23 protein-coding genes and 2 tRNA genes are annotated in these 21,617 nt (G+C 49.9%); 11 read left to right on the top strand and 14 right to left on the bottom strand.

The window, feature by feature from the left end:
* Positions 1-49: 49 nt before the first annotated feature.
* Together ACZND6_RS04445 and hemG are read right to left on the bottom strand one after the other, a co-directional pair.
* Positions 50-1,795 carry an AMP-binding protein gene (locus ACZND6_RS04445; protein WP_293737733.1) on the bottom strand — a complete coding sequence of 582 codons (1,746 nt, stop codon included), beginning with the start codon at positions 1,793-1,795 and terminating at the stop codon, positions 50-52.
* Positions 1,796-1,875: 80 nt separating this feature from the next.
* Positions 1,876-2,421: a menaquinone-dependent protoporphyrinogen IX dehydrogenase gene (gene hemG, locus ACZND6_RS04440; RefSeq protein ID WP_278385344.1), complete on the bottom strand. Its 546-nt coding sequence runs from the start codon at positions 2,419-2,421 to the stop codon at positions 1,876-1,878.
* Between the two features lie 192 nt (positions 2,422-2,613).
* On the opposite strand from hemG, the gene infA reads away from it, so the two are divergent.
* A complete protein-coding gene (infA, locus tag ACZND6_RS04435; protein WP_008810557.1) occupies positions 2,614-2,874 on the top strand; it encodes a translation initiation factor IF-1 in 261 nt (86 codons plus the stop codon).
* 36 nt (positions 2,875-2,910) lie between these two features.
* Here the strand turns inward: infA and ACZND6_RS04430 are convergent, their stop codons facing one another.
* On the bottom strand, positions 2,911-3,126 hold the full coding sequence (locus tag ACZND6_RS04430; RefSeq protein WP_022100909.1) for an RNA-binding S4 domain-containing protein: 216 nt from the start codon (positions 3,124-3,126) through the stop codon (positions 2,911-2,913).
* Between the two features lie 142 nt (positions 3,127-3,268).
* On the bottom strand, positions 3,269-4,384 hold the full coding sequence (locus ACZND6_RS04425; protein WP_022100908.1) for a M20 family metallopeptidase: 1,116 nt from the start codon (positions 4,382-4,384) through the stop codon (positions 3,269-3,271).
* Positions 4,385-4,609: 225 nt separating this feature from the next.
* Here ACZND6_RS04425 and ACZND6_RS04420 point away from each other — a divergent pair, with 225 nt between their 5' ends.
* Both ACZND6_RS04420 and ACZND6_RS04415 read left to right on the top strand, forming a co-directional pair.
* Complete coding sequence (locus ACZND6_RS04420; RefSeq protein ID WP_022100907.1) at positions 4,610-4,984, top strand: CidA/LrgA family protein; 375 nt, start codon at positions 4,610-4,612, stop codon at positions 4,982-4,984.
* Positions 4,977-5,720 (top strand): LrgB family protein, encoded by a 744-nt coding sequence (locus ACZND6_RS04415; RefSeq protein ID WP_293737735.1) that lies wholly within the window; start codon positions 4,977-4,979, stop codon positions 5,718-5,720. The genes ACZND6_RS04420 and ACZND6_RS04415 overlap by 8 nt, the downstream gene beginning before the upstream one ends.
* Here the strand turns inward: ACZND6_RS04415 and pncA are convergent.
* Positions 5,717-6,337: a bifunctional nicotinamidase/pyrazinamidase gene (gene pncA / locus ACZND6_RS04410; RefSeq protein ID WP_278385350.1), complete on the bottom strand. Its 621-nt coding sequence runs from the start codon at positions 6,335-6,337 to the stop codon at positions 5,717-5,719. The genes ACZND6_RS04415 and pncA overlap by 4 nt on opposite strands.
* Entirely contained in the window at positions 6,334-7,404 is a 1,071-nt protein-coding gene (locus tag ACZND6_RS04405; protein ID WP_293737737.1) for an NAD(P)H-dependent flavin oxidoreductase, read from the bottom strand. Before ACZND6_RS04405 ends, pncA begins: the two co-directional genes overlap by 4 nt.
* 159 nt (positions 7,405-7,563) lie before the next feature.
* On the opposite strand from ACZND6_RS04405, the gene mnmA reads away from it, so the two are divergent.
* Positions 7,564-8,649 (top strand): tRNA 2-thiouridine(34) synthase MnmA, encoded by a 1,086-nt coding sequence (mnmA, locus tag ACZND6_RS04400; protein ID WP_278385354.1) that lies wholly within the window; start codon positions 7,564-7,566, stop codon positions 8,647-8,649.
* Between the two features lie 99 nt (positions 8,650-8,748).
* Here the strand turns inward: mnmA and ACZND6_RS04395 are convergent, their stop codons facing one another.
* Entirely contained in the window at positions 8,749-9,453 is a 705-nt protein-coding gene (locus ACZND6_RS04395; protein ID WP_022100902.1) for a TerC family protein, read from the bottom strand.
* A 277-nt stretch (positions 9,454-9,730) separates the two neighbouring features.
* Between ACZND6_RS04395 and ACZND6_RS04390 the strand changes: the two genes are divergently transcribed.
* The 4 genes from ACZND6_RS04390 to ACZND6_RS04375 all read left to right on the top strand — a co-directional run bounded on the left by ACZND6_RS04390 (position 9,731) and on the right by ACZND6_RS04375 (position 13,903).
* A complete protein-coding gene (locus ACZND6_RS04390; RefSeq protein WP_008864524.1) occupies positions 9,731-10,048 on the top strand; it encodes a DMT family transporter in 318 nt (105 codons plus the stop codon).
* Between the two features lie 143 nt (positions 10,049-10,191).
* Positions 10,192-11,865: an ammonia-forming cytochrome c nitrite reductase subunit c552 gene (locus ACZND6_RS04385; protein ID WP_293737441.1), complete on the top strand. Its 1,674-nt coding sequence runs from the start codon at positions 10,192-10,194 to the stop codon at positions 11,863-11,865.
* A gap of 55 nt (positions 11,866-11,920) precedes the next feature.
* Positions 11,921-13,399: a MocR-like pyridoxine biosynthesis transcription factor PdxR gene (pdxR, locus tag ACZND6_RS04380; protein ID WP_293737442.1), complete on the top strand. Its 1,479-nt coding sequence runs from the start codon at positions 11,921-11,923 to the stop codon at positions 13,397-13,399.
* A gap of 42 nt (positions 13,400-13,441) precedes the next feature.
* Positions 13,442-13,903, top strand: a complete 462-nt coding sequence (locus tag ACZND6_RS04375) for a pyridoxamine 5'-phosphate oxidase family protein (RefSeq protein ID WP_293737443.1) — start codon at positions 13,442-13,444, stop codon at positions 13,901-13,903.
* 70 nt (positions 13,904-13,973) lie between these two features.
* Here ACZND6_RS04375 and ACZND6_RS04370 read toward each other — a convergent pair whose 3' ends face one another.
* The 5 genes from ACZND6_RS04370 to recA are packed head-to-tail and all read right to left on the bottom strand — an operon-like array spanning position 13,974 to position 18,395.
* Positions 13,974-14,684 carry a TerC family protein gene (locus ACZND6_RS04370; protein ID WP_278385852.1) on the bottom strand — a complete coding sequence of 237 codons (711 nt, stop codon included), beginning with the start codon at positions 14,682-14,684 and terminating at the stop codon, positions 13,974-13,976.
* Between the two features lie 6 nt (positions 14,685-14,690).
* Positions 14,691-15,587: a succinate--CoA ligase subunit alpha gene (sucD, locus tag ACZND6_RS04365; RefSeq protein ID WP_293737444.1), complete on the bottom strand. Its 897-nt coding sequence runs from the start codon at positions 15,585-15,587 to the stop codon at positions 14,691-14,693.
* A gap of 1 nt (position 15,588) precedes the next feature.
* Entirely contained in the window at positions 15,589-16,755 is a 1,167-nt protein-coding gene (gene sucC, locus ACZND6_RS04360; protein ID WP_300875742.1) for an ADP-forming succinate--CoA ligase subunit beta, read from the bottom strand.
* A gap of 60 nt (positions 16,756-16,815) precedes the next feature.
* Complete coding sequence (locus tag ACZND6_RS04355; RefSeq protein ID WP_293737446.1) at positions 16,816-17,292, bottom strand: regulatory protein RecX; 477 nt, start codon at positions 17,290-17,292, stop codon at positions 16,816-16,818.
* Positions 17,292-18,395, bottom strand: a complete 1,104-nt coding sequence (gene recA, locus ACZND6_RS04350; protein ID WP_022100894.1) for a recombinase RecA — start codon at positions 18,393-18,395, stop codon at positions 17,292-17,294. Before recA ends, ACZND6_RS04355 begins: the two co-directional genes overlap by 1 nt.
* A 260-nt stretch (positions 18,396-18,655) precedes the next feature.
* Between recA and ACZND6_RS04345 the strand changes: the two genes are divergently transcribed.
* Together ACZND6_RS04345 and ACZND6_RS04340 are read left to right on the top strand one after the other, a co-directional pair.
* Positions 18,656-18,731: transfer RNA gene (locus ACZND6_RS04345), tRNA-Lys, on the top strand.
* Between the two features lie 5 nt (positions 18,732-18,736).
* Positions 18,737-18,812: transfer RNA gene (locus tag ACZND6_RS04340), tRNA-Lys, on the top strand.
* A gap of 41 nt (positions 18,813-18,853) precedes the next feature.
* On the opposite strand, the gene ACZND6_RS04335 is transcribed toward ACZND6_RS04340, so the two are convergent.
* A complete protein-coding gene (locus tag ACZND6_RS04335; RefSeq protein WP_293737447.1) occupies positions 18,854-19,516 on the bottom strand; it encodes a substrate-binding domain-containing protein in 663 nt (220 codons plus the stop codon).
* A gap of 113 nt (positions 19,517-19,629) precedes the next feature.
* Complete coding sequence (locus ACZND6_RS04330) at positions 19,630-19,800, bottom strand: LysR family transcriptional regulator (protein WP_008864535.1); 171 nt, start codon at positions 19,798-19,800, stop codon at positions 19,630-19,632.
* Positions 19,801-19,897: 97 nt separating this feature from the next.
* On the opposite strand from ACZND6_RS04330, the gene ACZND6_RS04325 reads away from it, so the two are divergent.
* Positions 19,898-21,259 (top strand): FAD-dependent oxidoreductase, encoded by a 1,362-nt coding sequence (locus ACZND6_RS04325; RefSeq protein WP_489524411.1) that lies wholly within the window; start codon positions 19,898-19,900, stop codon positions 21,257-21,259.
* The last annotated feature ends 358 nt before the right edge of the window (positions 21,260-21,617 follow it).

Below are 21,617 nucleotides of genomic sequence, written 5' to 3'. Positions count from 1 at the left end.
CAAAAAAGGAGACCCGCGAGCCTCCTTCTTTGTGTGATAACCATTTAAGTTAATTTTCGGATTTTTGTCCTTCCGTCTCCTGTTTTACGGGAGCCTCTTCTTTCGCAACGATATCTTTAAGCTCGCGGCGAAGAATCTTACCCACAGGTGTCTTCGGAATGGAATCAACGAAAACGATTTCTTTCGGCATCTTGTAACCGGTGAGGTTCTGACGGCAGTAAGCCTTGACCTGCTCGACAGTCAGAGACGGATCTTTCTTAACGATCACGGCCTTGACGCGTTCGCCGGATTTTTCGTTCGGAACACCGACCACGCCGCATTCCAAAATCTCCGGCATGCTCTGAAGAACGCCTTCAATTTCGTTCGGGTAGACGTTAAAGCCGCTGACCAGAATCATGTCTTTCTGGCGGTCGGTAATTGTAATGCGGCCGTTGCTGTCCATATTGCCGATATCACCTGTGCGCAGCCAGCCGTCGCGCAGAACGGCAGCCGTTTCTTCCGGCTTATCCCAGTAGCCGCGCATGACCTGCGGACCCTTCACGCAGATTTCGCCGGTGTGTTCCGGAATTTCCTGCGGAGTCGTCCAGAAGCCGAGATCCTTGAATCCTTCACCGCGGATAGAAACCACGGTAGACGGGAACGGGAAGCCGACGGAACCGTTCCAAGGGGTGTTCATCGGGTTGGCGGCAACGCCCGGAGAGCATTCGGTCAAACCATAGGCCTCAATAATGTGGCCGCCGGTCACTTCTTTCCAGCGTTCGGCTACTGACTTCTGAACTTGTGTGCCGCCGCCGACTGTGAGCTTCAACATCTTGAAGTCAACCTGGTCAAATCCCGGTGTATTGAGCAGGCCGTTGAAGAGCGTGTTCACACCGCAGATCACGGTAAAGTGCTGTTTCTCGCATTCTTTGACCAAACCCTTCATGTCGCGAGGGTTAGCAATCAGCACCATGCGAGCGCCCCACTGAAGGAAGCTGCACAGAGCGGTCAGAGAAAAGATGTGATAGAGCGGAAGCGCTGTCATAACGACTTCGGTCTTCTTCTTGAAGTCGCCGGAAATCCAAACACCCGTCTGCTGCAAGTTGGCCAACACATTGCGGTGCGTGAGCATGGCGCCTTTGGCAATGCCGGTTGTGCCGCCTGTGTACTGCAGAAGTGCGATGTCATAGCGGTCGAGCTTGACCGGATTAAATTTTCTGGAAGCGCCTTGGGCGAGTGCGTCGCGGAAAGAGACAGCGTGTTCGAGATTGAACTCGGGCACCATCTTCTTTACTTTCTTCAGCATGAAGTTAACGAGCAGACGCTTCGGAGCAGAAAGCAAGTCGCCGACCTGAGTCGTGATGACGTGTTCAACGGGAGAATCTTTTTGAATCTTTTCAAACGTCTTGGCGAAGTTCTCGATGATGACCAAGACCTTAGCGCCAGAATCCTTCAGCTGTCCGCCAAGCTCGCGGGCGGTGTAAAGCGGATTGACGTTGACGACGATAAGTCCGGCTTTCATGATGCCGAACAGACAGATCGGATACTGGAGAAGGTTCGGCATCATCACGGCAACGCGGTCGCCCTGCTCGACGCCCGGGAGCGACTGCAGATAAGAAGCAAACGCCGTCACTTTCTCATCAAATTCTTTGTACGTCATTGTCTTGCCCAGGCTGGTAAAGACCGGAGCATCACCGTACTCTTGACAGATCTTTTCCTGGAAATCCGGCAGTGATTCGTAAATATCCGGATTAATGGTCGCGGGCACGCCCTCAGGGTAGTGCTTGATCCATAGATATTCTTGAGTATCTGTCATTTGTTTCTGTCCTAAAGAAAGCGTAACCCGCTAATTTTAGCGGGTTGCGCGATATAAAAACATTGAGAATTAGCCTGAGATTAAGCTTGGTGGGCAAGCTTGGAGATGTGTTTGGCGTACTGCTTCACATCTTCCCAGTCGGTAAAGTCAATGCACATAGACGGGTCTGTCGGGCCGTTTGTGATCTTCATGATGAGCTGAATGCACTTCTTATCAAAGAGATTCAGGTGCGGGTAGTCGATCTTGCCGGCAAAGCACTTGAGGTCTCTGGGACGCCACGGAGAGCGTTCAAGGAATTTCTGCATGTAGCGGTTGCCTTCGACTGTCGCCTTAAACGGTGTGCGGGCAACGACGGTAACGTTGAACATCGCATTGGGCTTGCGGTCGAGTTCCGTGCAGTTGTTGCGAACAAATTCGTAAACGTTCGGATGGTAAGTGCCGTAGACAACGGGGAAGCCGCAGAGCACGAAATCATGCTTGCTCCAGTCCACGCCTTCGCGAAGGGCTTCGGAGACCGGCATAACCGTCACGGTGTTTCCGAGTGCCTCGAGTTCGTCGGCAATAGTACGAACCATGCGGGCGGTATGGCCCATACGAGAGTAATAAACGATAAGAATGTTCTTCATTAATTCCGCTCCGATCGCGTCCGGGCCGACAAGGCCTTTCGCATCAATTTGTAATTTATTAAGTCGATTTTAGCAAAACCGCCCTGATTGGCTCATTTTTGTTAATGAGTTTACGTACTTAGGCGCATTGTCGGGTAAAATCCGATTTTTAAAACCCTGTTCCTATTGATTATTAGGAACTTTTATTCTTATATGGCTAAAGAAGACCTGATTGAAACAACTGCAACCGTTACCGAAGTTCTTCCGGACGCTCGCTATCGCGTCAAACTCGACAACGGCTATGAACTGATTGCCTACACAAACGGCAAAATGCGTAAGCATCACATCCGAATTCTCGCCGGCGATAAAGTTTCGCTGGAAATCTCCCCGTACGACATGACCAAAGGCCGCATCACCTTCCGTCATATCGAGGGTCGTCCTCCGGTCGCTGCCGCCGGCGGAAAACGCAAGTAATCGATTCAATAGAAGCACTCAGCAAATCGAGTGCTTTTATTTTGCGTGCTCGACGACCTCAATCGTCTGATCTTTAAACTGGACTTTCTGTCCGGCGCGGATTTTATGACCGCGTTCGGTGCAGACTTTTCCGTCCACATTCACTAAGCCGTCCTGTACGACTTGTTTTGCTTCTCCGCCTGTGCCTGTCAATCCGGCTGCCTTCAGCAGATCTCCTAAGCGAATAAATTCGCCGTTTAATTCGAATTTCATTCCGATTTCCTTTTTTGACTTTCTCAGATGAAATGCATTGTATTCCTGCAAGGCATTTCTTTTATCACCGGCGCCGAATTCGAGGCCTCAGAAACGACAAACGCCCCGAAGGGCGTTTGCGCTTAGATCTGCTTCTGCTGGATTAGATCAGAGACAGGAAGCGAGTGATCATGCGAATACGTTCTTCGACTGTGTCTAAGCGAAGGAATTCGCGATCGCAGTGGAATTCGCCGCCGGCAGGGCCGCATCCGTCAATGACGGGGAGACCGGCTTCAGCCATGTGGTTGCCGTCGGAAGCACCGCCTGCGTCAACCCAGTCGATATCGAAGCCTTCGAGTTTGGCAGCTTCGGTGATCTGAGCAACGAGTTCTTTCGTTGCGTCGGACAGCGGCATAGCGTTGCTGTGGCTGACGCGTTCGATTGTCTGAGTTACGCCGGGAGCCCAAACGGCAGCAGCCAGTTTGTTGATACCGTCGTCAAGATATTTGTCGTCTTCGTTGTTCCAGTAACGTGTGTCGAGCTTAACGACGCATTTTTCGGAAATGACGTTAGGAGCGCTGCCGCCTTCGATCACACCGGGGTTGACCGTTGTGCCTTTATCAACATCGGCCAGACCAGCAGCTGCCAAAGCAAAGCGCATAGCGGCGATGTTGGCGTTGGCTCCTTTGTACGGAGCGTTGCCGGCGTGGGAAGCTTTACCGTGGAAGGTTACGACGTAGTTGGTAGAACCCTTTCTGGAGCGGACGAGCTGACCGCCGGCGCGGGCTGCTTCAAAAACCAGAGCGCGGGAAGATTTGGCGGCGATGCTCTTGAGCCAGGCGCTGGAAGCCTTGGAGCCGGTTTCTTCGTCCGGGTTCAGAGCAACAGCGATGGAGAGTCTTTCCAGATCTTCAGGACGAGCAGCCTTCAGAGCGTAGTAGATGGCAAGAACACCGCTCTTGCAGTCGCTGCAGCCGGGGCCGTAGGCGCGGTCGCCTTTCACGGTCAAAGGACGAGCAGCGGCAGTTCCGTCAGGGAAAACGGTGTCGAGGTGAGCGTTGAAGAGAACGTCATAGCGGTCAGCGTTAGGCTTGTTCGTAGCGAACAGACCGTTGCCGGCATTCGGACCTAAGTCAACGAGGTCGGCTTTGAATCCGATGGATTCGAGGTGGCCCTTCATAATCTTAGCGGCTTCGGTAACGCCGGCAATGTTTGCAGTGCCGCGGTCTTTGTTAACCAATTCGGCCAAGTCTTTCATGTAAGAGTCGAGAACTGACATTGATGTTTCCTCTTATTAAAGTTGCGTAAAACAGTTGAGCCCGAAGGCTTAACGATTCCCGCGATTGTAATGATTTGTGAGATTTAGATAAATGAGAATAAATACCGCTGGACAAACCTATTTTGATTACTCAATTCGAAAAAATTTTCTGGTTCCGAGGTCGTTTTTGTGCTGAGATAAGGAATACATTCGCATTCCACGTCAATTTTCACAATCTATTAAAAAATGATCGAAGGTCTGGTCCTTCTACTCGTATTCCAACTTTTGGGAAACGTTGCCGAGATGTACTTCCATCTCCCGGTTCCCGGCTCGGTTCTGGGCATGTTCCTGCTGCTCGTTGCCTTGATCGCAAACGACCGTCTGGCTTCCTGGGTCCGTCCGATTTCCTTAGTCCTGATTTCTTATCTTGCCGTGCTGTTTGTTCCGGCCGGTGTCGGCATCATGCTGCACATTGACCGACTTAAAAATGAAGCGCTTCCAATCGGCGTCTCCTTAGTCGTCAGTACAATCCTGACCATCGCCGTAACCGCCTTAGTCATTAAGTACTCCACGATCTGGCTGCAGAAACGCAAAGAACAGAAGGGGGCAAGCCATGAATAACATTGATTTTCACGGCATCGAGGAGATTTGGTCCTCGCTTTCTACCTCTTCTCTTTTGTGGCTGACCGTCACCCTGGCGGCTTACCTCTTTGCTCAGAAACTTTATAAGTGGAGCAATTGGAATTCTCTGCTAAACCCGGTAGCAGTTTCCATCGTCACGGTTGTCATTTTGCTGATGGCTACGCATACGCCCTATCAGACATACTTTTCGGGCGCCCAGTTCATTCACTTTTTGCTCGGACCGACAACGGTAGCGCTGGCCGTGCCGCTTTATGACCTCAGAATTCAGCTGGCTAAAAATTGGCTTCCAATTTTATTGGGACTTTTTGCCGGCGCCGTTACGGCTATTACTTCGACAGTCCTGATCGCAGGACTCCTCGGAGCGTCTCCCGAAACCATCATCAGTTTGGCTCCGAAGAGTGTCACGACTCCGATTGCCATGTCTATTGCAGAAAAACTCGGCGGCCTGCCCGCGCTCTCTGCCTCCTTGGTGGTGCTAACCGGCGTACTCGGTTCAATCTGCGCAGGTCCTTTATTCCTGCTCCTGAAAGTCGACTCTTCATCTGCTAAAGGTTTCGCGCTCGGTCTTTCCGCGCACGGCATGGGTACTTCCCGCGCCTTCCAGATTGACTCAACAGCCGGCGCCTACGGAAGTCTCGCCATCGGCTTAACCGGCTTGACCACCGCGATTCTGGCGCCGCTGCTTACGCCGCTTTTAATGAAGCTTTTCTTCTAGTTGATCTCAGAGGAATCAATGATCTTGATTCCTCTTTTTTTCCATTCGGCTCGGGCTTCATCTAATGAACCGTTCACGTCGATCCCGCGACTGGCGTCTTCAATCAAGTAAACCTTGAAGCCCTCATCCGCCGCATCTATGGCTGTCCAGCTGACACAAAAGTCAGTGGCTAAGCCGCAGACAAAGACTTCCGTAATTCCCTGAGACTTGAGCCACACGCCTAAGTCCGTCTTGGTTTTACGATCGGCCTCTAGAAAAGCGGAGTAGCTGTCGATATCCGAGTGCGCGCCTTTCTTCACAAAACAGTCGCCGTTTTCTGTATTCAATCCGTCGGCAAATTCTGCGCCGACCGTGTTTTGTACACAGTGCTCGGGCCACAAAACCTGCTTTCCATAAGACACGTCAATGGTGCTGTAAGGTGCTTTGCCCGGGTGAGAGGAGGCAAAAGAAATGTGACCTTGGGGATGCCAGTCCTGCGTAAAGACAACGTGTTTGAACTTCGGAGAAATCCGATTGATGACGGGCACAACTTGACTGCCGTCCTTGACAGGAAGTGCGCCGGTTTCTAAGAAATCTTTCTGGACGTCGACGACGATGAGCGCCTGGTTGTCTTTCATTTAGCCTCACTCCAATATCCGCAGAATTTGTCAATGATGTCAGCTGTCGTGCCGCTCTCGGCAAGATAGACGTATTGTCCGACTTCCAGAAGCGCCAAATCAATTCGGCCAATCTCTAATGCCTTATCAAAAATATCTTTCAGGGCAAAGTATTGATAAGGGAACTGAAGAACAGGAAGACCTTTCTCGGGGAAGATCTGAGCAAAGCCGTTAGACAGATAACGAGAGGCTCTACCCATGAAAGTGTCAGACATCTCAGAGGCAGAGTCTGCCAAGTACATTACTTTGGTGCGCCAGGAATCCGGAATCGGAGACTCTTTGGTCAGGAGCAGTGCGTCGGAAAGCATAAAGCCGGCTAAACCGAGCGCCTTGATGACACGAACTTGATCCTGTGTTGTGACAGAACCGGCGCCGAGCACCGGAACTCTCAATGCTCTCGCGCACTCGGACCACAAGACCAGGGAGTCGATCTCAGCCTGGTCTTTACCGATTTCTTCATGGGAGAGAAGACCTTCTTCGGCCCAGCCGGCGGCTACGACGGCATTAACGCCGCTGGAGACGAGAACTTTTGCGTCTCTGAGGTTAGACGCGATGCCGAAGACCGGAATGCCGTTGGCTTCGAGCTCTTCCATGTAAGGCTCTCTCAGGCCTCCGAGTCTCAAGCCGATCGCTGGAACCTTCAGTTCCACAAGCTTCTTGAACTGGTTATCAAACAAAGGAGCGGACAATTGTCTGGCAGCCGTGCATCCCAAATCCTCTCTGAGCGGAGAGAGCGCCGTGTCCTGCAGGCGAAGTCTCTCGGCGTCTAAGATCGATTCTTTTTGCGGGAACATGAGTACGGCAAAAGGCTTATCGGTCAGCGAACGAACTTTTGCAACATCTCTTTCGATTTCATCTTCCGTTTTAAAACCGATATGGAGCACGCCCAAGCCGCCGGCATTGGAAACCGCCGCTGCCATTTCCGGAGTGTCCCACCCGAGGCCCGGCAGTCCGATCACCGGTTTGGAGACCTTGAAATCGTCTAAAAACTTCTGAGTTTTGTCTGTTGCATTCTGAGTCGCAATCATCTCGAATCCTTTTATTCTTTCGCGCTAATGAGCCGCGGCATTGTTTTTGGCAAAACAGCATTGTCGTCTGTTTCAACTACGCACACAAGAATAGCGAAAAACGCCTGTCTGTTGATCGCTAACTCATTAAAATGTCGGGATTATCGTAAGGAGTTTTGTGTGGAAACAAAAACAGTTGTCATTGGACTTTCAGGCGGAGTGGATTCTGCCGTCAGTGCCTACCTTCTCAAGAAGCAGGGATACGAAGTAATCGGTCTTTTCATGAAAAACTGGGAGGACGATGACGACAGCGAATACTGTTCTTCCCGACAGGATTTAATCGATGCCACGGCTGTTGCAGATGTAATCGGCATCGATATCGAAGCCGTGAACTTTGCCAAAGAGTACAAGGACCGCGTTTTTGCGGAATTCTTATCTGAGTATTCTGCGGGTCGTACGCCGAACCCTGACGTTCTCTGCAATTCCGAGATTAAATTCAAAGCCTTCCTGGATCACGCCATTCGTTTAGGCGCTGACAAGATCGCAACGGGCCACTATGCGCGCGTTCGCGAAAGAGACGGACTCTTTGAACTTCTGAAGGGTGTGGACAACACCAAAGATCAGAGCTACTTCTTAAATCGCCTCAATCAGTACCAGCTCTCGAAGGCCATGTTCCCTGTCGGAGACATGTGCAAGACCGAAGTACGCAGAATTGCCGAAGAAATCGGTCTTCCGAACGCCAAGAAAAAAGACAGCACCGGTATCTGCTTTATCGGAGAGCGTCCGTTCCGCGAGTTCCTCCATCGTTACCTCGCCAACAAGCCCGGTCCGATTAAAACACCGGACGGAAGAATTGTTGGTGAGCACATCGGCCTTTCTTACTACACCTTAGGTCAGCGCAAAGGTATCGGTGTCGGCGGCTCTAAGTTCGGCAACGGCGAACCTTGGTTTGTTGCCCGTAAGGACATTCCGAACAACACGCTCTATATCGTCCAAGGTCACGATCATCCCTGGCTTCAGTCTTTCTCGCTTTCTGCCACGCGACCCAACTGGATCAGCGGTACGGCACCTGAAGCCGGAAGAATGCTCGGCCTTAAAACGCGTTATCGCATGGCCGATCAGGAATGTAAGGTGATCCGAGCCGACGATGAAAGCGTTGTGGTTTCTTCTCTTGATCCTCTTTGGGCGGTGACACCGGGACAAAGTGCGGTCTTTTATGACGGCGAAGTTTGCCTAGGCGGTGCGATTATCGACACCAGCCGCTAACACCAGACGGCAAAACGGCGTTCTTCCTTTGCGGTTGAACGCCGTTTTTGTATTTTCGAGAGGACCGGATAGCCCTCTTCCTATAGTTAAGCTGACAAGTTAGTTTGCCTTCTTCCGCAGCCCTTTAATCGCAAAGGCCACAATCAGCACGAAGACGGCACCGGCAATTCCGGCAGGCGTATGCATTTCCGCCAAGTTCGGAATATGCGGAGTCAGTCCGGGGTCGCCTACAATCAATGTGCCTGCGATCCAGCCCAACAAAGCGCCGCCGGCGTAAACAATGATCGGATAACGATCAATAACCTTCAGGAACAACTGGCTGCCGCCGAGAATGAACGGGACACTCACTAAGAGACCGAAGATTACAAGCGCCATCTGATGACCGGCAGGTGCCTGTTCTGCCGCACCGGCAATCGCAATAACGTTGTCCAAGCTCATCACTAAGTCGGCAACGATAATGGTTTTAATCGCGCCCCAAAGACGCTTACTGGCATGAATTTCATGCTCCCCTTCATCCTGAGGAACAATGAGTTTGATACCGATCCACAGAAGCAGAAGCGCTCCGACGAGTTTGAGGAAAGGAATGTTCATGATCGTGACGGCAAAAGCAATCAGGATCACACGCAAGAGGATGGCACCGCCCGCTCCGTAAAGCACTCCTTTAAAACGGAGGCTCGGATCAAGGTTTCGGCAGGCAAGAGCGATCACAACTGCGTTGTCACCGCCGAGCAAGATGTCTATCAAAATAATTTGAAGAACGGCCACCCAATGAATTTCGGCAAACCAAGCGATAAGCGCTTCCAATGAAATATCTCCTAAGCGTTGAAATCAAATTGACAGCTGATTGTAGCAATGCGTTGATTTTTCGTAGTTTTAGCGTGCCCGTTCTTGTGAAAGAAGCGTGAAAACTTTGACGGTCAAAATTTCTGACAAAACCTCTTTGCGATGATGAAACACATCTTTAGTACGTCGGTATACTTCCGTTGTGCAATCTATCGCCGGATAGGCACCTTTTTCAGTACTCCGTAGGCCATTGAAGGATTACTTACAAAGGTGCCTTTTTCGTTTTTGGAGGATTTAAATGTCTTGGATTTACCTTTTCATTGCAGGAATTTTTGAAATCGTTTGGGCTGTCGCTTTGAAATATGCTGACGGCTTCAGCAATTGGTTCTATAGCGCGGTCACCATTATCGGTATGGTCGCGAGTGTCTACTTCTTGGCTGTAGCGATGAGAACAATTCCCTTAGGAACTGCCTACGCCATTTGGACCGGTATCGGTTGTATCGGAGCCTTTATCGCCGGCATCCTCTTGTTCGGAGAAGCCTTCACAGTCTCCAGAACCGTTTTTGCCTCGCTGATCGCCATCGGAATCATCGGTTTGAAATTCTCAGCTTCTTAATTCAAGAACTCCACAACAGCAAAAGGCTTTTTGAATTGTATAAGGGCTTTCTCCTTAAAAGTGGATTGAACACATAGTCCGAAAGTGGACTCTTTTTCTCAAAGTGGATTGGAGAAAATGAAGTCAGTCTTAAGGAGAACCTTATGCAAAACACAATAATCAAATCCATAGTTTCGTTAGGTCTGTCTTGTCTTTCGCTGTCAGTATTGGCAGCCGCGGCTCCTCAGCAGCCTGTAGACAAAAACCAGTGCTTCGGCTGTCACGCGACCGCCATCAAGACTCTGTCTACACGCGGTGCGCATAAAAACGTGAATTGTGTGGCATGCCACGACATCAGTCCGGACCACGTCAAAGCCCCGAGCCGCGACAACCGCCCGACTACGCATTTCGAATATGCCGCTTGCGGTCAGTGCCATACCGAGCAGCACAAAGACATCATGGATCCGAAGTACCACTATGAGTGGGCACTTAAAAATACACCGCCCGCTTATGCTCAGATCCGCGATATCGCCGGCGACAACTCTTTCCGCGACATCCAGTTCCGTCTGCCGCGCTTCCATTCGAGCATCGTGACCGACCTCGCAAACGTCCGCTCTGACGGTCGTTATCAATACAAGAAATACACGGACCTCTCTAAACCGGGCGCTCCGATGTGGGAGGCGCTTACCGACACACGTCCGAACGAAGGCGACAAGATTCTGCCGTCTAAGACCTTGTCTTTAACTTGGCGTCCGCAAAAAGGCCGTGAAATTATGGGCCGCTCTGACTGCTTGAAGTGCAAAACCTCCGACAGCATCATGGACTACGCATACTTAGGCGCCAGAAACCCGAAAGCTCCGCTCGCTTTTAATGATCCGGACCACAAAGTTCTGAAGACCGTCAACAACAGCTTCAACTGCATTACCTGCCATGACCCGCATTCAGCGGAACCTCGCATCGTCTTCGATCATCTGATTGAAGCCATGACTCATCCCGATTACAAGGACTACAACTATCAGAAGAACGCCGGAAAGACCGGTTATCCGAAGATTGAAGTCATCAATATGGGTGTCCGCGGCTATCCGAGAAAGATCGCCATTCTTGAAAAAGCTAACTCGAACTATATGTGCGGTCAATGCCATGAAGGTCATAACCGCTCCGAGACTTTCTACAGAGACAGCGACGGTCAGCTCGCTCATCCGAAGGACGCAATCGATAGGACCGGCTGGTCCGTCGGCACATTCTTTGCAGCGAACCCGATCGAACGCTGGAATCTCGTCAGAGGTTTAGGTCTGAATAACGGAACGGATAAGGCTACCGGCGTTAAGACTGTCTCGACTGACCACTATCACATGGAAACCGTCGTTGCTTCTAAGCACGGCCAAGCCGGCGTCGGCTGCACAGACTGCCACTTTGCCAAGAAAGCAAACGGCACATTGGAGCACCAGCCGAGTCTGCCTTCTCTGAAGTACAAGAACACCTGCGCAAGATCCGACTGCCACGGCAACCCGAACGGTGACAACTGGTCCGAAGGACAAGCCGCCTACATGGTCGCAACAATCCAGCAGCGTTACCGCATCCACAAAGAAAGACTTGAACGTTACGGAAGCGCCGCTCGCAATCTCCTGATCAAAGCCAAGAACGGCGAGGTTAAGATCAATCAGCCTGAATACCAAAAACTACAGGACGCTTACAGCCTCTACCTTCACACTGTCGGCTGGTACTTCTCAGACTATTCGAAGGGCGTTCACGATCCATCCGGATTTGAAGACACTTCTTCTCAAGTTATCAAGAATCTGAGAACTGCGACAGCAGCTGCACAGAATGCAGTAAAGTAAAATAACTCAGCACCGGCCGGAGACAATCTCCGGCCTTAAAGTTGCCGGAGCCGACATGACACACAAAGTTCAGCCGAGCCTCTCAAACATATCGCTAAATCTGAAAAGCGGAGCGCCGTCGCTCCAAGAGCAGCTCTACCAAAAGATCCTCGAACTCATCGAGCTTAAAAGTCTGCGCCCCGGAGACCCGATTCCTTCAAGCCGCAGACTCGCCTCTGAAATCGGTGTCTCACGATCAACAGTCGTCAGTGTCTATAACCGACTGTTGGAAGAAGGGCTTCTTGAAACGAAGAACGGCAACGGAACTTTTGTCTCGGAACTTTCTCTCGGAGTATTCGAAAATCCAAAAGAAAATAGTTCGGCCAATGAGAAGTTTCTCCTGTCAGAGCTGCCTTTATCTGCAAAGATTGCGGCAGCCGCTTCTGAATTCAAAGTCCAGAAACCAATGCCTTTCGCCGTCATCGCGCCGGATCAGGAAAGCCTCCCGGGTAAAAATTGGACAACTGTCGTTGCTCGAACTTCTAAGAGTCCCTGGCTACACAACGGATATTGCGAGCCGGGCGGTTTTATGCCTTACAAAAAGGCCGTCTGTGACTACCTCCGTCAATATCGAGGCTTGAGATGTGAACCGGAACAAGTGATCACCACTGACGGTACTCAGCAGGCATTGGATCTTTGTGCGAGCGTTCTGTTTGAAAAAGGTGACAAGGTTGCCGTTGAAGATCCTTACTTTCAAACCCACATTAACTTGCTGGAATTTCGAGGATTAAAGCCGATTCCTATTCCTGTGACGCAGAACGGAATCGATATCGAAAAACTCAAGAAGCAAAAGAAGATCAAAGGCGTTTTAGTCACGCCGTGTCATCAGTACCCGTTAGGCTACGTCTCTTCCGCTGAAAACAACGAGAAGCTTTTAGCTTGGGCAAAGACTGAAGGTGCTTGGATCATCGAAGATGACTACGACAGTGAACTCCGATATGGAAAGAAGCCTCTGCCGGCACTCTCTTCCTACAAAGAAGGTGCACCGTGTATTTATCTCGGAAGTTTTACGAAGGTGATCTATCCGGGCTTCAACATGGCCTACATGGTCGTCCCGAAGAATCTCATCACAGTGTTTGAAGGCGCCAAACTGCTAATAGATCGGCACAGCAGTGAAGTTCATCAATACATTTTGGCGGAGTTCATTCAGAATGGTTTCTACTATTCGCACGTGCGCCGCCTAAAAAAGATCTACGAGAAACGCAGACAGGCTGCAGTAAGAGCGATCGGAAAATACCTCTCAGCCTACGGGCATATTGAAGGTGCCAATGAAGGAACCCATTTGACCTTCATCTTTAATCATCCACAGGATGACGTTAGGCTTTCCGAAATTTTTAAGCGTTCCTACCAGATCGAGACCAGGCCGCTTTCTGCCTGCTACCGCTCTGCCAAACCGCTCACCGGCTTAATTCTCGGTTACGCTCACTTTACAGAGGAAGAGCTGGAACAAGCTGTTTTAAAACTCAACGAAGCTCTAGAACAAACTTTAGGTTGAGAAATTGCTATAAGAAAAGAACTCACACGAACAAAACAGGCTTTGGACAAAGAAACCATCCGGGAGATCATTGAAACCACTGCTTACGGAGTGCTTTCTTTAAACGGAGAGGAAGGCTACTTCTATACAGTGCCGCTAAGTTACGTTTATACGGACGGAGTTGTCTATTTCCACGGATCGCCGCGAGGATACAAGTACGAATGCTTTCAGAGAACAGACAAAACCAGCTTTTCGATCGTCGGACAGAGCCAGGTTGTTCCGAGTGTCCGAGCGAATAATTTCCAAAGCGTTCTCATTTGGGGACGACTGCAGCCTGTCACCGATACTGCAGAGAAACTCAGCGCCCTTCGTGCGCTTGCTGAAAAGTACAGCCCCGGCATTCCTGACAATGAAGATGAAATCCAACATTCTTTGAATTACGTCTTCATGATCAAGCTTGTTCCTGAATGGATTAGCGGTAAACAAGCTGCATTAGAAGTTAGAGAGGCTGCCGAAAAGCTATAAAGCAGCCATCGACCATTTAAAAAGGCGCTCCTCACATGAGAAAGCGCCTTTTGTTGTTCTGACGTTTTGATTAAGCCTTTGTCTTTTTCGATCTAACGTACTTAAGCACAAAGGCAACAAGCAGCACAAAGACTGCACCGGCAATACCGCCTTCCGTATGCAGAGCCGGAAGATTCGGCAAGTGTGCCAAGATGCCTGGGTCATCTACCATCAGCGTACCGGCAATCCAGCCCAGCAAAGCCCCGCCCGCGTACACGATGATCGGGAAGCGATCGATGATCTTCAGAATAATCTGACTGCCGCCGAGAATAAACGGAACGCTCACAAGCAGACCGAATATCACCAAGGCCATTTGATGGTGGCCCGGAGCCTGTTCGGCCGCGCCGGCAATAGCGATCACGTTGTCGATACTCATGACCAAGTCGGCAAGGATAATGGTCTTAACCGCTCCCCAAAGCCGCTTGCTCGCATGAATCTCATGCTCTCCTTCGTCAGCCGGCGCAATGAGTTTAATACCGATCCACAAGAGCAGAATGCCGCCGCAGAACTTCAGGAACGGAATGTTCATCACCGAGACTGCGAAGGCAATCAGAATGACGCGCAGCAAAATAGCACCGCCGGCGCCGTAAATAATGCCTTTCGTCCGCAGATGCGGATCAAGGCTTCGGCAAGCCAACGCAATCACGACGGCATTATCACCGCCGAGCAAAATGTCGATGAGAATGATCTGCAGAACTGCGACCCAATGAATCTCACCAAACCAAGCAATAAGCGCTTCCAAAATGAATTACTCCTTTTTCGAAGAGAGCACGGATTGTAGCAACGAGCCTATTTCGGACGGATTCCGTGTCGTTCGAATACCGCAGGCTTCCATCACGGCCAATTTACCTTCCGCGGTTCCTGTACCGCCGGAAATGATCGCTCCCGCATGCCCCATTCTCTTTCCTGCAGGTGCCGTTACGCCCGCAATAAAGCCCACGACAGGTTTCTTCATATGATCTTTTACCCATTCGGCAGCGGTTTCTTCATCGTTTCCGCCGATTTCTCCGATCATGACGACCGCGTCGGTTTCCGGGTCATCATTAAAGAGCTTCAGCACATCGATATGCTTTAAGCCGTTGATCGGATCTCCGCCGATACCGATAGCAGTGGATTGCCCTAAACCCAAAGCCGTAATCTGCGCAACCGCCTCATAGGTCAGTGTACCGGAGCGGGAAACGACACCGATTCTGCCCTTGCGGTGAATGTGCGCAGGCATGATGCCGACATTGACTTCTCCCGGCGTCATAATACCTGGGCAGTTCGGTCCGAGAAGAAGAGATTTAGAACCGGTCTTTTTCATATGATCTCGAACCTTGACCATATCCATGACCGGGATGCCTTCTGTGATGCAGACGATGAGGTCAATGCCGGCGTCACTTGCTTCCTGAATAGCGGCTGCCGCACCGGCAGGCGGGACATAAATTACGGAAACGTTTGCGCCGGTCTTTTCTTTGGCTTCTTTAACGGAGCCGAAAATCGGCAAGCCTTCCCAGACTTGTCCGGCCTTCTTCGGATTCACGCCGCCGACAAAGCATTCCTTGCCAAAGCCGTAGTCTCTGCAGAGACGAGTGTGGAACTGGCCGGTTTTGCCGGTCATACCTTGGGTGATGATGCGGGAGTTCTTATTTACCAAAATGCTCATGTTATTTCTCCGCTGCCAGTTCTACGGCTTTCTTCGCGGCGTCGCCAAAAGACTCGGCTGAGATAATCGGCAGACCGCTGTTCTTGAGAATCTCTTTGCCTTCTTTTTCGTGCGTACCCTTCATACGGACGATTAAGGGAACGGTTAATTTGACGTGTCGGCAGGCTTCGACAATGCCTTCGGCAATGACGTCGCACTTCATAATGCCGCCGAAGATATTGACGAGAATGACTTTGACTTCCGGCTGGGCCAGCATGATTTCAAAAGCTGCCGTGACCTTTTCAGGGGACGCCCCGCCTCCGATATCAAGGAAGTTATCGGGCTCACCGCCGAAAAGCTTGATCGTATCCATCGTCGCCATGGCTAGACCGGCGCCGTTCACAAGGCAAGCGATATTGCCGTTGAGCTGAATGTACTGAAGACCGGCCTTATGGGCACGAAGTTCTGTCGGATCTTCCTGCTCAGGATCGTGGAGTTCTTCAAGTTCGGGATGACGCAAAAGTGCGTTGTCATCGAACGTCATCTTCACGTCAAGCGGATAAACCTTTTTATCTGCTGTCACGATAAGCGGATTGATCTCAAGCAAAGAGCAGTCCATCGAAACAAACGTATTCCACAGTTTCCTCAGGACTTCTGCGCAGTCTCCGGCAATGTCGGCAGGAACTCCCAAACGAGTAGCAACTTCCAAAGCTTCGGGAACAGAAAGACCGGCCACCGGATCGATAACCGTCTTGATAATTTTTTCAGGAAATTGGGCGGCAACTTTTTCAATTTCCATGCCGCCTTCAGCAGAAGCGATAAGAACCGGTTTCTGCAGCTTGCGGTCAATGAGGAAACCGACATAGAACTCCTGAACGATATTGAGGCCCTGCTGAACAAGGACCTTGCTCACGGGGGCTCCGGCAGGGCCGGTCTGCTTGGTGACCAAGCGGCTGCCGATCATAAGACGGGAGAGATTGCTGACGTCATCCAGACTGCGAGCGAGTTTTACACCGCCGCCCTTACCTCTGCCGCCGGCATGAATCTGGGATTTAACTGCCCAAATCTTTCCGCCGATTTCTTCGGCAATTTTTCGAGCTTCCTCAGGACTTGAAGCAACTCCAGCAACAGGAACGGGAACGTCAAAATTCTTCAAAATTTGACGTGCTTGATACTCATGAATTTTCATAGCCGTGAAATTGTTAACTTTTGTTTGTGAACAAAAGTATAACGATCTCAGACAACAGTCTTAAAAGAGTTCGTCAGGAAGTTCGCACTTCAAGACTTTTTCAATGGTTTTAAAGGTAAAACCTCTACTGGCGAGGAAGCGAATTTGCTTTGCGCGTTCTTTGTAATCCTCGGGCGGCTCACCGAATTTTCGTTTCCAAAGCACGAGTGCTCGGTCATATTCCGACTCCTCGTTCTGCTTCAAAGCCTCTTCAGCGATTTCACGAGACACGCCGTCCCGCTGGAGGTTCCAAAAGAGCTTGCGGTCGCCGTATCTGGCGCTGCGCGTCAAAACCTGGATACGAGCATACCGCTCGTCGGATAAATACTTTTTACTGACGAGCTCGTCGAGAACGGAATTGACCAATTCCTTGTCGCCGTCTTCGTTGAAAGTTTCTGACAGTTTCTTATAAAGGCCGAGGCGGGAGCGCTCTCGACGTGCGAGAGCTGCTACCGCCTTATATAAGATCTGCTTTCTGCGATCAGCAGGATCAAACATTATTGAGCGTCTTCGTAAGTTTCTTCTGTTTCTTTGGTCACGACCTCTTCGGCAGCATCTTCTTCGTGATCTTTGCCCTTGATCGCGGCCTTGATCTGTTCTTCAATCATCTTCATTTCTTCAGGATGAGACTTCAGCCATTCTCTGGCGGCTGCCTTGCCCTGACCGATCTTGTTGCCCTGATAAGAGTACCAAGCACCAGACTTGTTGAAGATATCCATATCGGTACCGATATCGATAATTTCACCTTCGCGGGAAATACCCTGGCCGTAGATGATCTCGAATTCAGCCTGTTTGAAAGGAGGCGCAACTTTGTTCTTCACCACCTTCACGCGGGTTTCGTTACCCAGAATTTCATCACCTTGCTTGATACCGCCGGTACGGCGAATATCCATACGAATCGTGGCGTAGAACTTCAGTGCGTTACCGCCGGTGGTTGTTTCCGGAGAACCGTAAACCACACCGATCTTCTGACGAACCTGGTTAATGAAGACAACCAAAGTGTTGGACTTCTTAATGCTGGAAGTGAGCTTACGAAGTGCCTGACTCATCAAACGAGCCTGGAGACCCGGGAGGGCTTCACCCATGTCGCCTTCAATTTCAGAACGAGGCACCAAAGCCGCCACGGAGTCGATAACGACGAGGTCAACGGCACCGGAACGAACCAAAGCGTCTGTAATTTCAAGAGCCTGTTCACCGCTGTCCGGCTGAGACAGGAGCAAGTCGTCCACTTTAACGCCGAGGGCTTTGGCGTACTTAACGTCTAATGCGTGTTCTGCGTCGATGAAAGCGCAGGTTCCGCCGAGCTTCTGCATTTCAGCAAGAATGTGAAGCGTCAGAGTCGTTTTACCGGAAGACTCTGGTCCGTAAATTTCAACGATACGTCCGCGGGGAAGACCACCAACGCCGAGTGCTAAGTCCAAAGTAAAGGAGCCGGTAGAAACAACATCCAGATTTTGGTCAGGCTGGCTGCCCATGCTCAGAATCGCATCCTTGCCGAACTGCTTGGAAATCTGATCCAAGGCCATCTTTAGGGCTTTTTTACGAGCATCCGCATCCACGAGCTGTTCAACGGGCGGTTTAACTTTTTTCTTTTCTGCCATCTTTATTTCCTAATCATTTTCCGATCAGACGAAACTGACCTAAGTTGTCTAATACTAGCGAAAAAAATTAATTTAACAAGGCCGAATCAAATCTCTTCACTCATTTTTCTGCTGTAGTCATAGTAAAGGCGTATACGTCAATTTATGTCTCATAAATTCACTGTTTTTAGTTTTGGTTTGACGAACCGAAAAAACCTGTGTAGTATTCGACTTCTCGATTGATGAGACGCGCTTCGGAGCGAAACAGAGATCGAAACAAAGGGTTGTTAGCTCAGTTGGTAGAGCAGTGGACTTTTAATCCATTGGTCGCAGGTTCGAGTCCTGCACAGCCCACCAATTGTGGGGGTATAGCTCAGCTGGTAGAGCAGCGGACTCTTAATCCGTAGGTCCAGAGTTCGAATCCCTGTGCCCCCACCAGAATTCAGCCCGGTAGTCGGAAGACTTCCGGGCATTTTCTTTTATTCGAACTTCCGCTTCATCAGACAGGTTCGTTCGAAAAAATCCTTCGTTCTTAAATTCGGATCCAAAAGTTTCGTCCGAATCATTTTCGACAGTAGGCTGGCAGCCGCCGATTCCTCTTTGTTGGCATTTTTGAGAAGAAGTACGCCTAAGTTGATTTCACCCAGCCCGGTCAGTACCTCAACAAGCGATCCTCTAGCAAGTTCTTTCTCCACACAGATTTTAGGGAGATAGGAGACGCCCAATCCTCCTTCAAGAAGCGCTTTAACGATATGCACATTACCCACTTGCATAGTTTTTCCTAAACGAATACCGCGTCCATCCAAAAACCGCTTAAAAATTTTATACGGACCGCTTTTAACACTCCCTGTGATGAGGGGCAGTTCCGGCGCTAAACCGGGAAGGAAGAAACAACTTTCGCTTATTGATAATGTCGGTGAGGCAAAGAGACCGAGCGGGCTTGCCGTCAAAGGCAGAGCAATCAACGGAGCCGGATAGTCTCCTGTATTAAAAGTAATCCCGATGTCTACCTCCGAATCCTTCACTTTCGTCTTTAACCGGTAGGCATCCAGAATCTCTACTTCAAAGAATACTTCCGGCGCCAAAAGTCGAAACTCCTTAATCACGTCGATCAGCATGAATTCGAGAAGTGTTTCATTCACTCCGACCTTAAGTCTTCCGGTAAGAGAAGCTTTTGAGCCTTTGAGATTCATTAGCACCGAATGACTGGCCAATATCTTCTGTGCTTCTTTGAGGGCTGCCTGCCCGGCGGGTGTCAAAACCATGTGACGGCCGGTTTTCTCGAAAAGAAAACATCCCAAAGAATCTTCGAGTTTTTTAGTTGAAATGTGATTGTCGATTGAGAGCAGCGCAGCTGAGCGGCTGCTTTACGGTATGAACCAAGGCGCACAACCGCGTCTAGGATCTGAAGTTGTTTGATATTCATAGCTCTAATTTTTCGATCGATTCGTTCTAATTATTCTAAGTTTCCAATCTATTTCTCCTCAATAAGAATATCCCTGTAACTTCCAAGGAGAAATCACATGCATAAAACGATTATTGCTGCAGTTTTGACCTCTATTCTTATTCCCGGATACGCCGTTGCGCTTGAAGACATTCATACAGGAACAGTCATTGTCGGAAGCGGTGTTTCAGGTCTCACTACTGCGATCCTGCTCAAAGAGCACAAACAAAATGTCTTAGTTCTTGAAAAAATGCCTTTCATGGGAGGCACCACGAACTTGGCTGCGCAATACTTTGTTTCTGTGGGAACGAAGGATCAAGTTGCTAACGGTAAAGAGCTATCTGTGCCTGACTACATCCAAAGAACAGCGAAAACCGGCCGAAATTCCGAAATGCTCCCGCGTACAGAACAAAGAATGTTTGACTCGCAAAAATCCATTGATTGGTTGAACAGCTTAGGCGCCGGCCTAACTCGTCCGGTCAGCGATTATCAAATGGGTATTTCCGACGGAAGTTCTCTAGGCGTACGGTTAATGAAGATATTAAGCGCAAGGGCCAAAGAACTTTCTATCCCAGTGAAGATGAACAGTAAAGTTCTTGACTTAATAATTAGAGATGGGAGAGCGGTAGGTGTTGTTGTAGAAAACGGCAAAGAAAAATACAAGGTATTTGCCGATAACGTAGTTCTGGCAACAGGCAATTTCAATCAGAACCAAAAATTGATTTCCAAATACGCTCCTCAGTGGAGAGGTTTGCCTACCACAACTGCCGTGAGCTCAACCGGTGACGGTCTCATCCTCGCAGAGAAGTACGGAGTGAACATCAAAAATGCCGGAGAAGTCGGCCTTAACCCTTCTATTCACTCTCAGGGCGGAAAAAACGTTTCCATGAGTGCTGCTCGGCTGGAAGGCGGCATCATGGTCAACTTGAAAGGAGACCGCTTCTGCAATGACTATTGGCCGGATTACACAAAGATGGCCCAAGCAATGCTGGAGCAGCCGGAAGGAAAGAGCTTCGTCATCATTGACGGTAAATCTATGAAAGCCTCCAAACGCCTTCAAAGCTTCTTGAAGAGCGGCTATTTCGTAGAAGCCCAAACGATCCCTGAGCTCGCTCAAAAAATCGGCATTCCGCCAGAAAACTTGGAAAAGACGATCAAACGTTATGCGGAATTTGTTCGCAACGGCAAAGATCTGGATTTCGGCCGCAGCATCAACATGAAGACCGACTTCTCTACACCTCCTTACTATGCCTCGGCCATTCTTCCAGGTACACAGGTAAGCGTAGGAGGTGTTGACGTCAACGACTTCATGCAGTGCGTCAAGGCAGACGGTAAGGTAATTCCGAATCTCTATGCGGTTGGCGAGCTTACATACGACTCCGGCACGCCTCATGGTGTTTGGAGCGGACGTCGCGCAGCCGAACATATTCTTTCGAAATAACCTGCTCAGACCACTTTAAGGGGCGGCGAAAAGTACCGGCCATAAAGAAACCTCAGCAGAACCGATGCTGTCCCTCCTTCGAATTCCGATCGAAAGCTCATCGGTTCTCGTTTATCTGCTCTCAATTTTTTCTTGCTCTTGGGCACAACTGTTTAACCTTTCGTAAACGTATAAGCTCCGGGCCCGCTGGCTCTGAGAAGAAATCCGAGGATTGAAACTTTTCCTTTTTAACAAAACTAATGAAATATTTTCCGAAAAATAATAATTCTTTAAAAAGAATCAAGGATAATTTCCCGTGGACATTACTTTGTGCCCATTGACTGAAAAGTCCGCGTAGAAATGATTTGTCCTGCTGAAA

It is taken from the genome of Parasutterella sp. (assembly GCF_057870745.1).
The sequence above is the reverse complement of the archived record's forward strand: the minus strand, read 5'-3'. Positions and strand labels throughout refer to the sequence as shown.

What these genes read in the sequence shown, in the direction of transcription:
- sucD (WP_293737444.1), bottom strand. Translation starts at nt 15,587, where the DNA reads ATGAGCATTTTGGTAAATAAGAACTCCCGCATCATCACCCAAGGTATG.
- ACZND6_RS04405 (WP_293737737.1), bottom strand. Translation starts at nt 7,404, where the DNA reads ATGATTGCGACTCAGAATGCAACAGACAAAACTCAGAAGTTTTTAGAC.
- infA (WP_008810557.1), top strand. Translation starts at nt 2,614, where the DNA reads ATGGCTAAAGAAGACCTGATTGAAACAACTGCAACCGTTACCGAAGTT.
- ACZND6_RS04420 (WP_022100907.1), top strand. Translation starts at nt 4,610, where the DNA reads ATGATCGAAGGTCTGGTCCTTCTACTCGTATTCCAACTTTTGGGAAAC.
- pncA (WP_278385350.1), bottom strand. Translation starts at nt 6,337, where the DNA reads ATGAAAGACAACCAGGCGCTCATCGTCGTCGACGTCCAGAAAGATTTC.
- ACZND6_RS04355 (WP_293737446.1), bottom strand. Translation starts at nt 17,292, where the DNA reads ATGTTTGATCCTGCTGATCGCAGAAAGCAGATCTTATATAAGGCGGTA.
- ACZND6_RS04385 (WP_293737441.1), top strand. Translation starts at nt 10,192, where the DNA reads ATGCAAAACACAATAATCAAATCCATAGTTTCGTTAGGTCTGTCTTGT.
- ACZND6_RS04425 (WP_022100908.1), bottom strand. Translation starts at nt 4,384, where the DNA reads ATGTCAGTTCTCGACTCTTACATGAAAGACTTGGCCGAATTGGTTAAC.
- ACZND6_RS04430 (WP_022100909.1), bottom strand. Translation starts at nt 3,126, where the DNA reads ATGAAATTCGAATTAAACGGCGAATTTATTCGCTTAGGAGATCTGCTG.
- pdxR (WP_293737442.1), top strand. Translation starts at nt 11,921, where the DNA reads ATGACACACAAAGTTCAGCCGAGCCTCTCAAACATATCGCTAAATCTG.
- ACZND6_RS04415 (WP_293737735.1), top strand. Translation starts at nt 4,977, where the DNA reads ATGAATAACATTGATTTTCACGGCATCGAGGAGATTTGGTCCTCGCTT.
- ACZND6_RS04325 (WP_489524411.1), top strand. Translation starts at nt 19,898, where the DNA reads ATGCATAAAACGATTATTGCTGCAGTTTTGACCTCTATTCTTATTCCC.
- recA (WP_022100894.1), bottom strand. Translation starts at nt 18,395, where the DNA reads ATGGCAGAAAAGAAAAAAGTTAAACCGCCCGTTGAACAGCTCGTGGAT.
- hemG (WP_278385344.1), bottom strand. Translation starts at nt 2,421, where the DNA reads ATGAAGAACATTCTTATCGTTTATTACTCTCGTATGGGCCATACCGCC.
- ACZND6_RS04390 (WP_008864524.1), top strand. Translation starts at nt 9,731, where the DNA reads ATGTCTTGGATTTACCTTTTCATTGCAGGAATTTTTGAAATCGTTTGG.
- ACZND6_RS04445 (WP_293737733.1), bottom strand. Translation starts at nt 1,795, where the DNA reads ATGACAGATACTCAAGAATATCTATGGATCAAGCACTACCCTGAGGGC.
- sucC (WP_300875742.1), bottom strand. Translation starts at nt 16,755, where the DNA reads ATGAAAATTCATGAGTATCAAGCACGTCAAATTTTGAAGAATTTTGAC.
- ACZND6_RS04330 (WP_008864535.1), bottom strand. Translation starts at nt 19,800, where the DNA reads ATGAATATCAAACAACTTCAGATCCTAGACGCGGTTGTGCGCCTTGGT.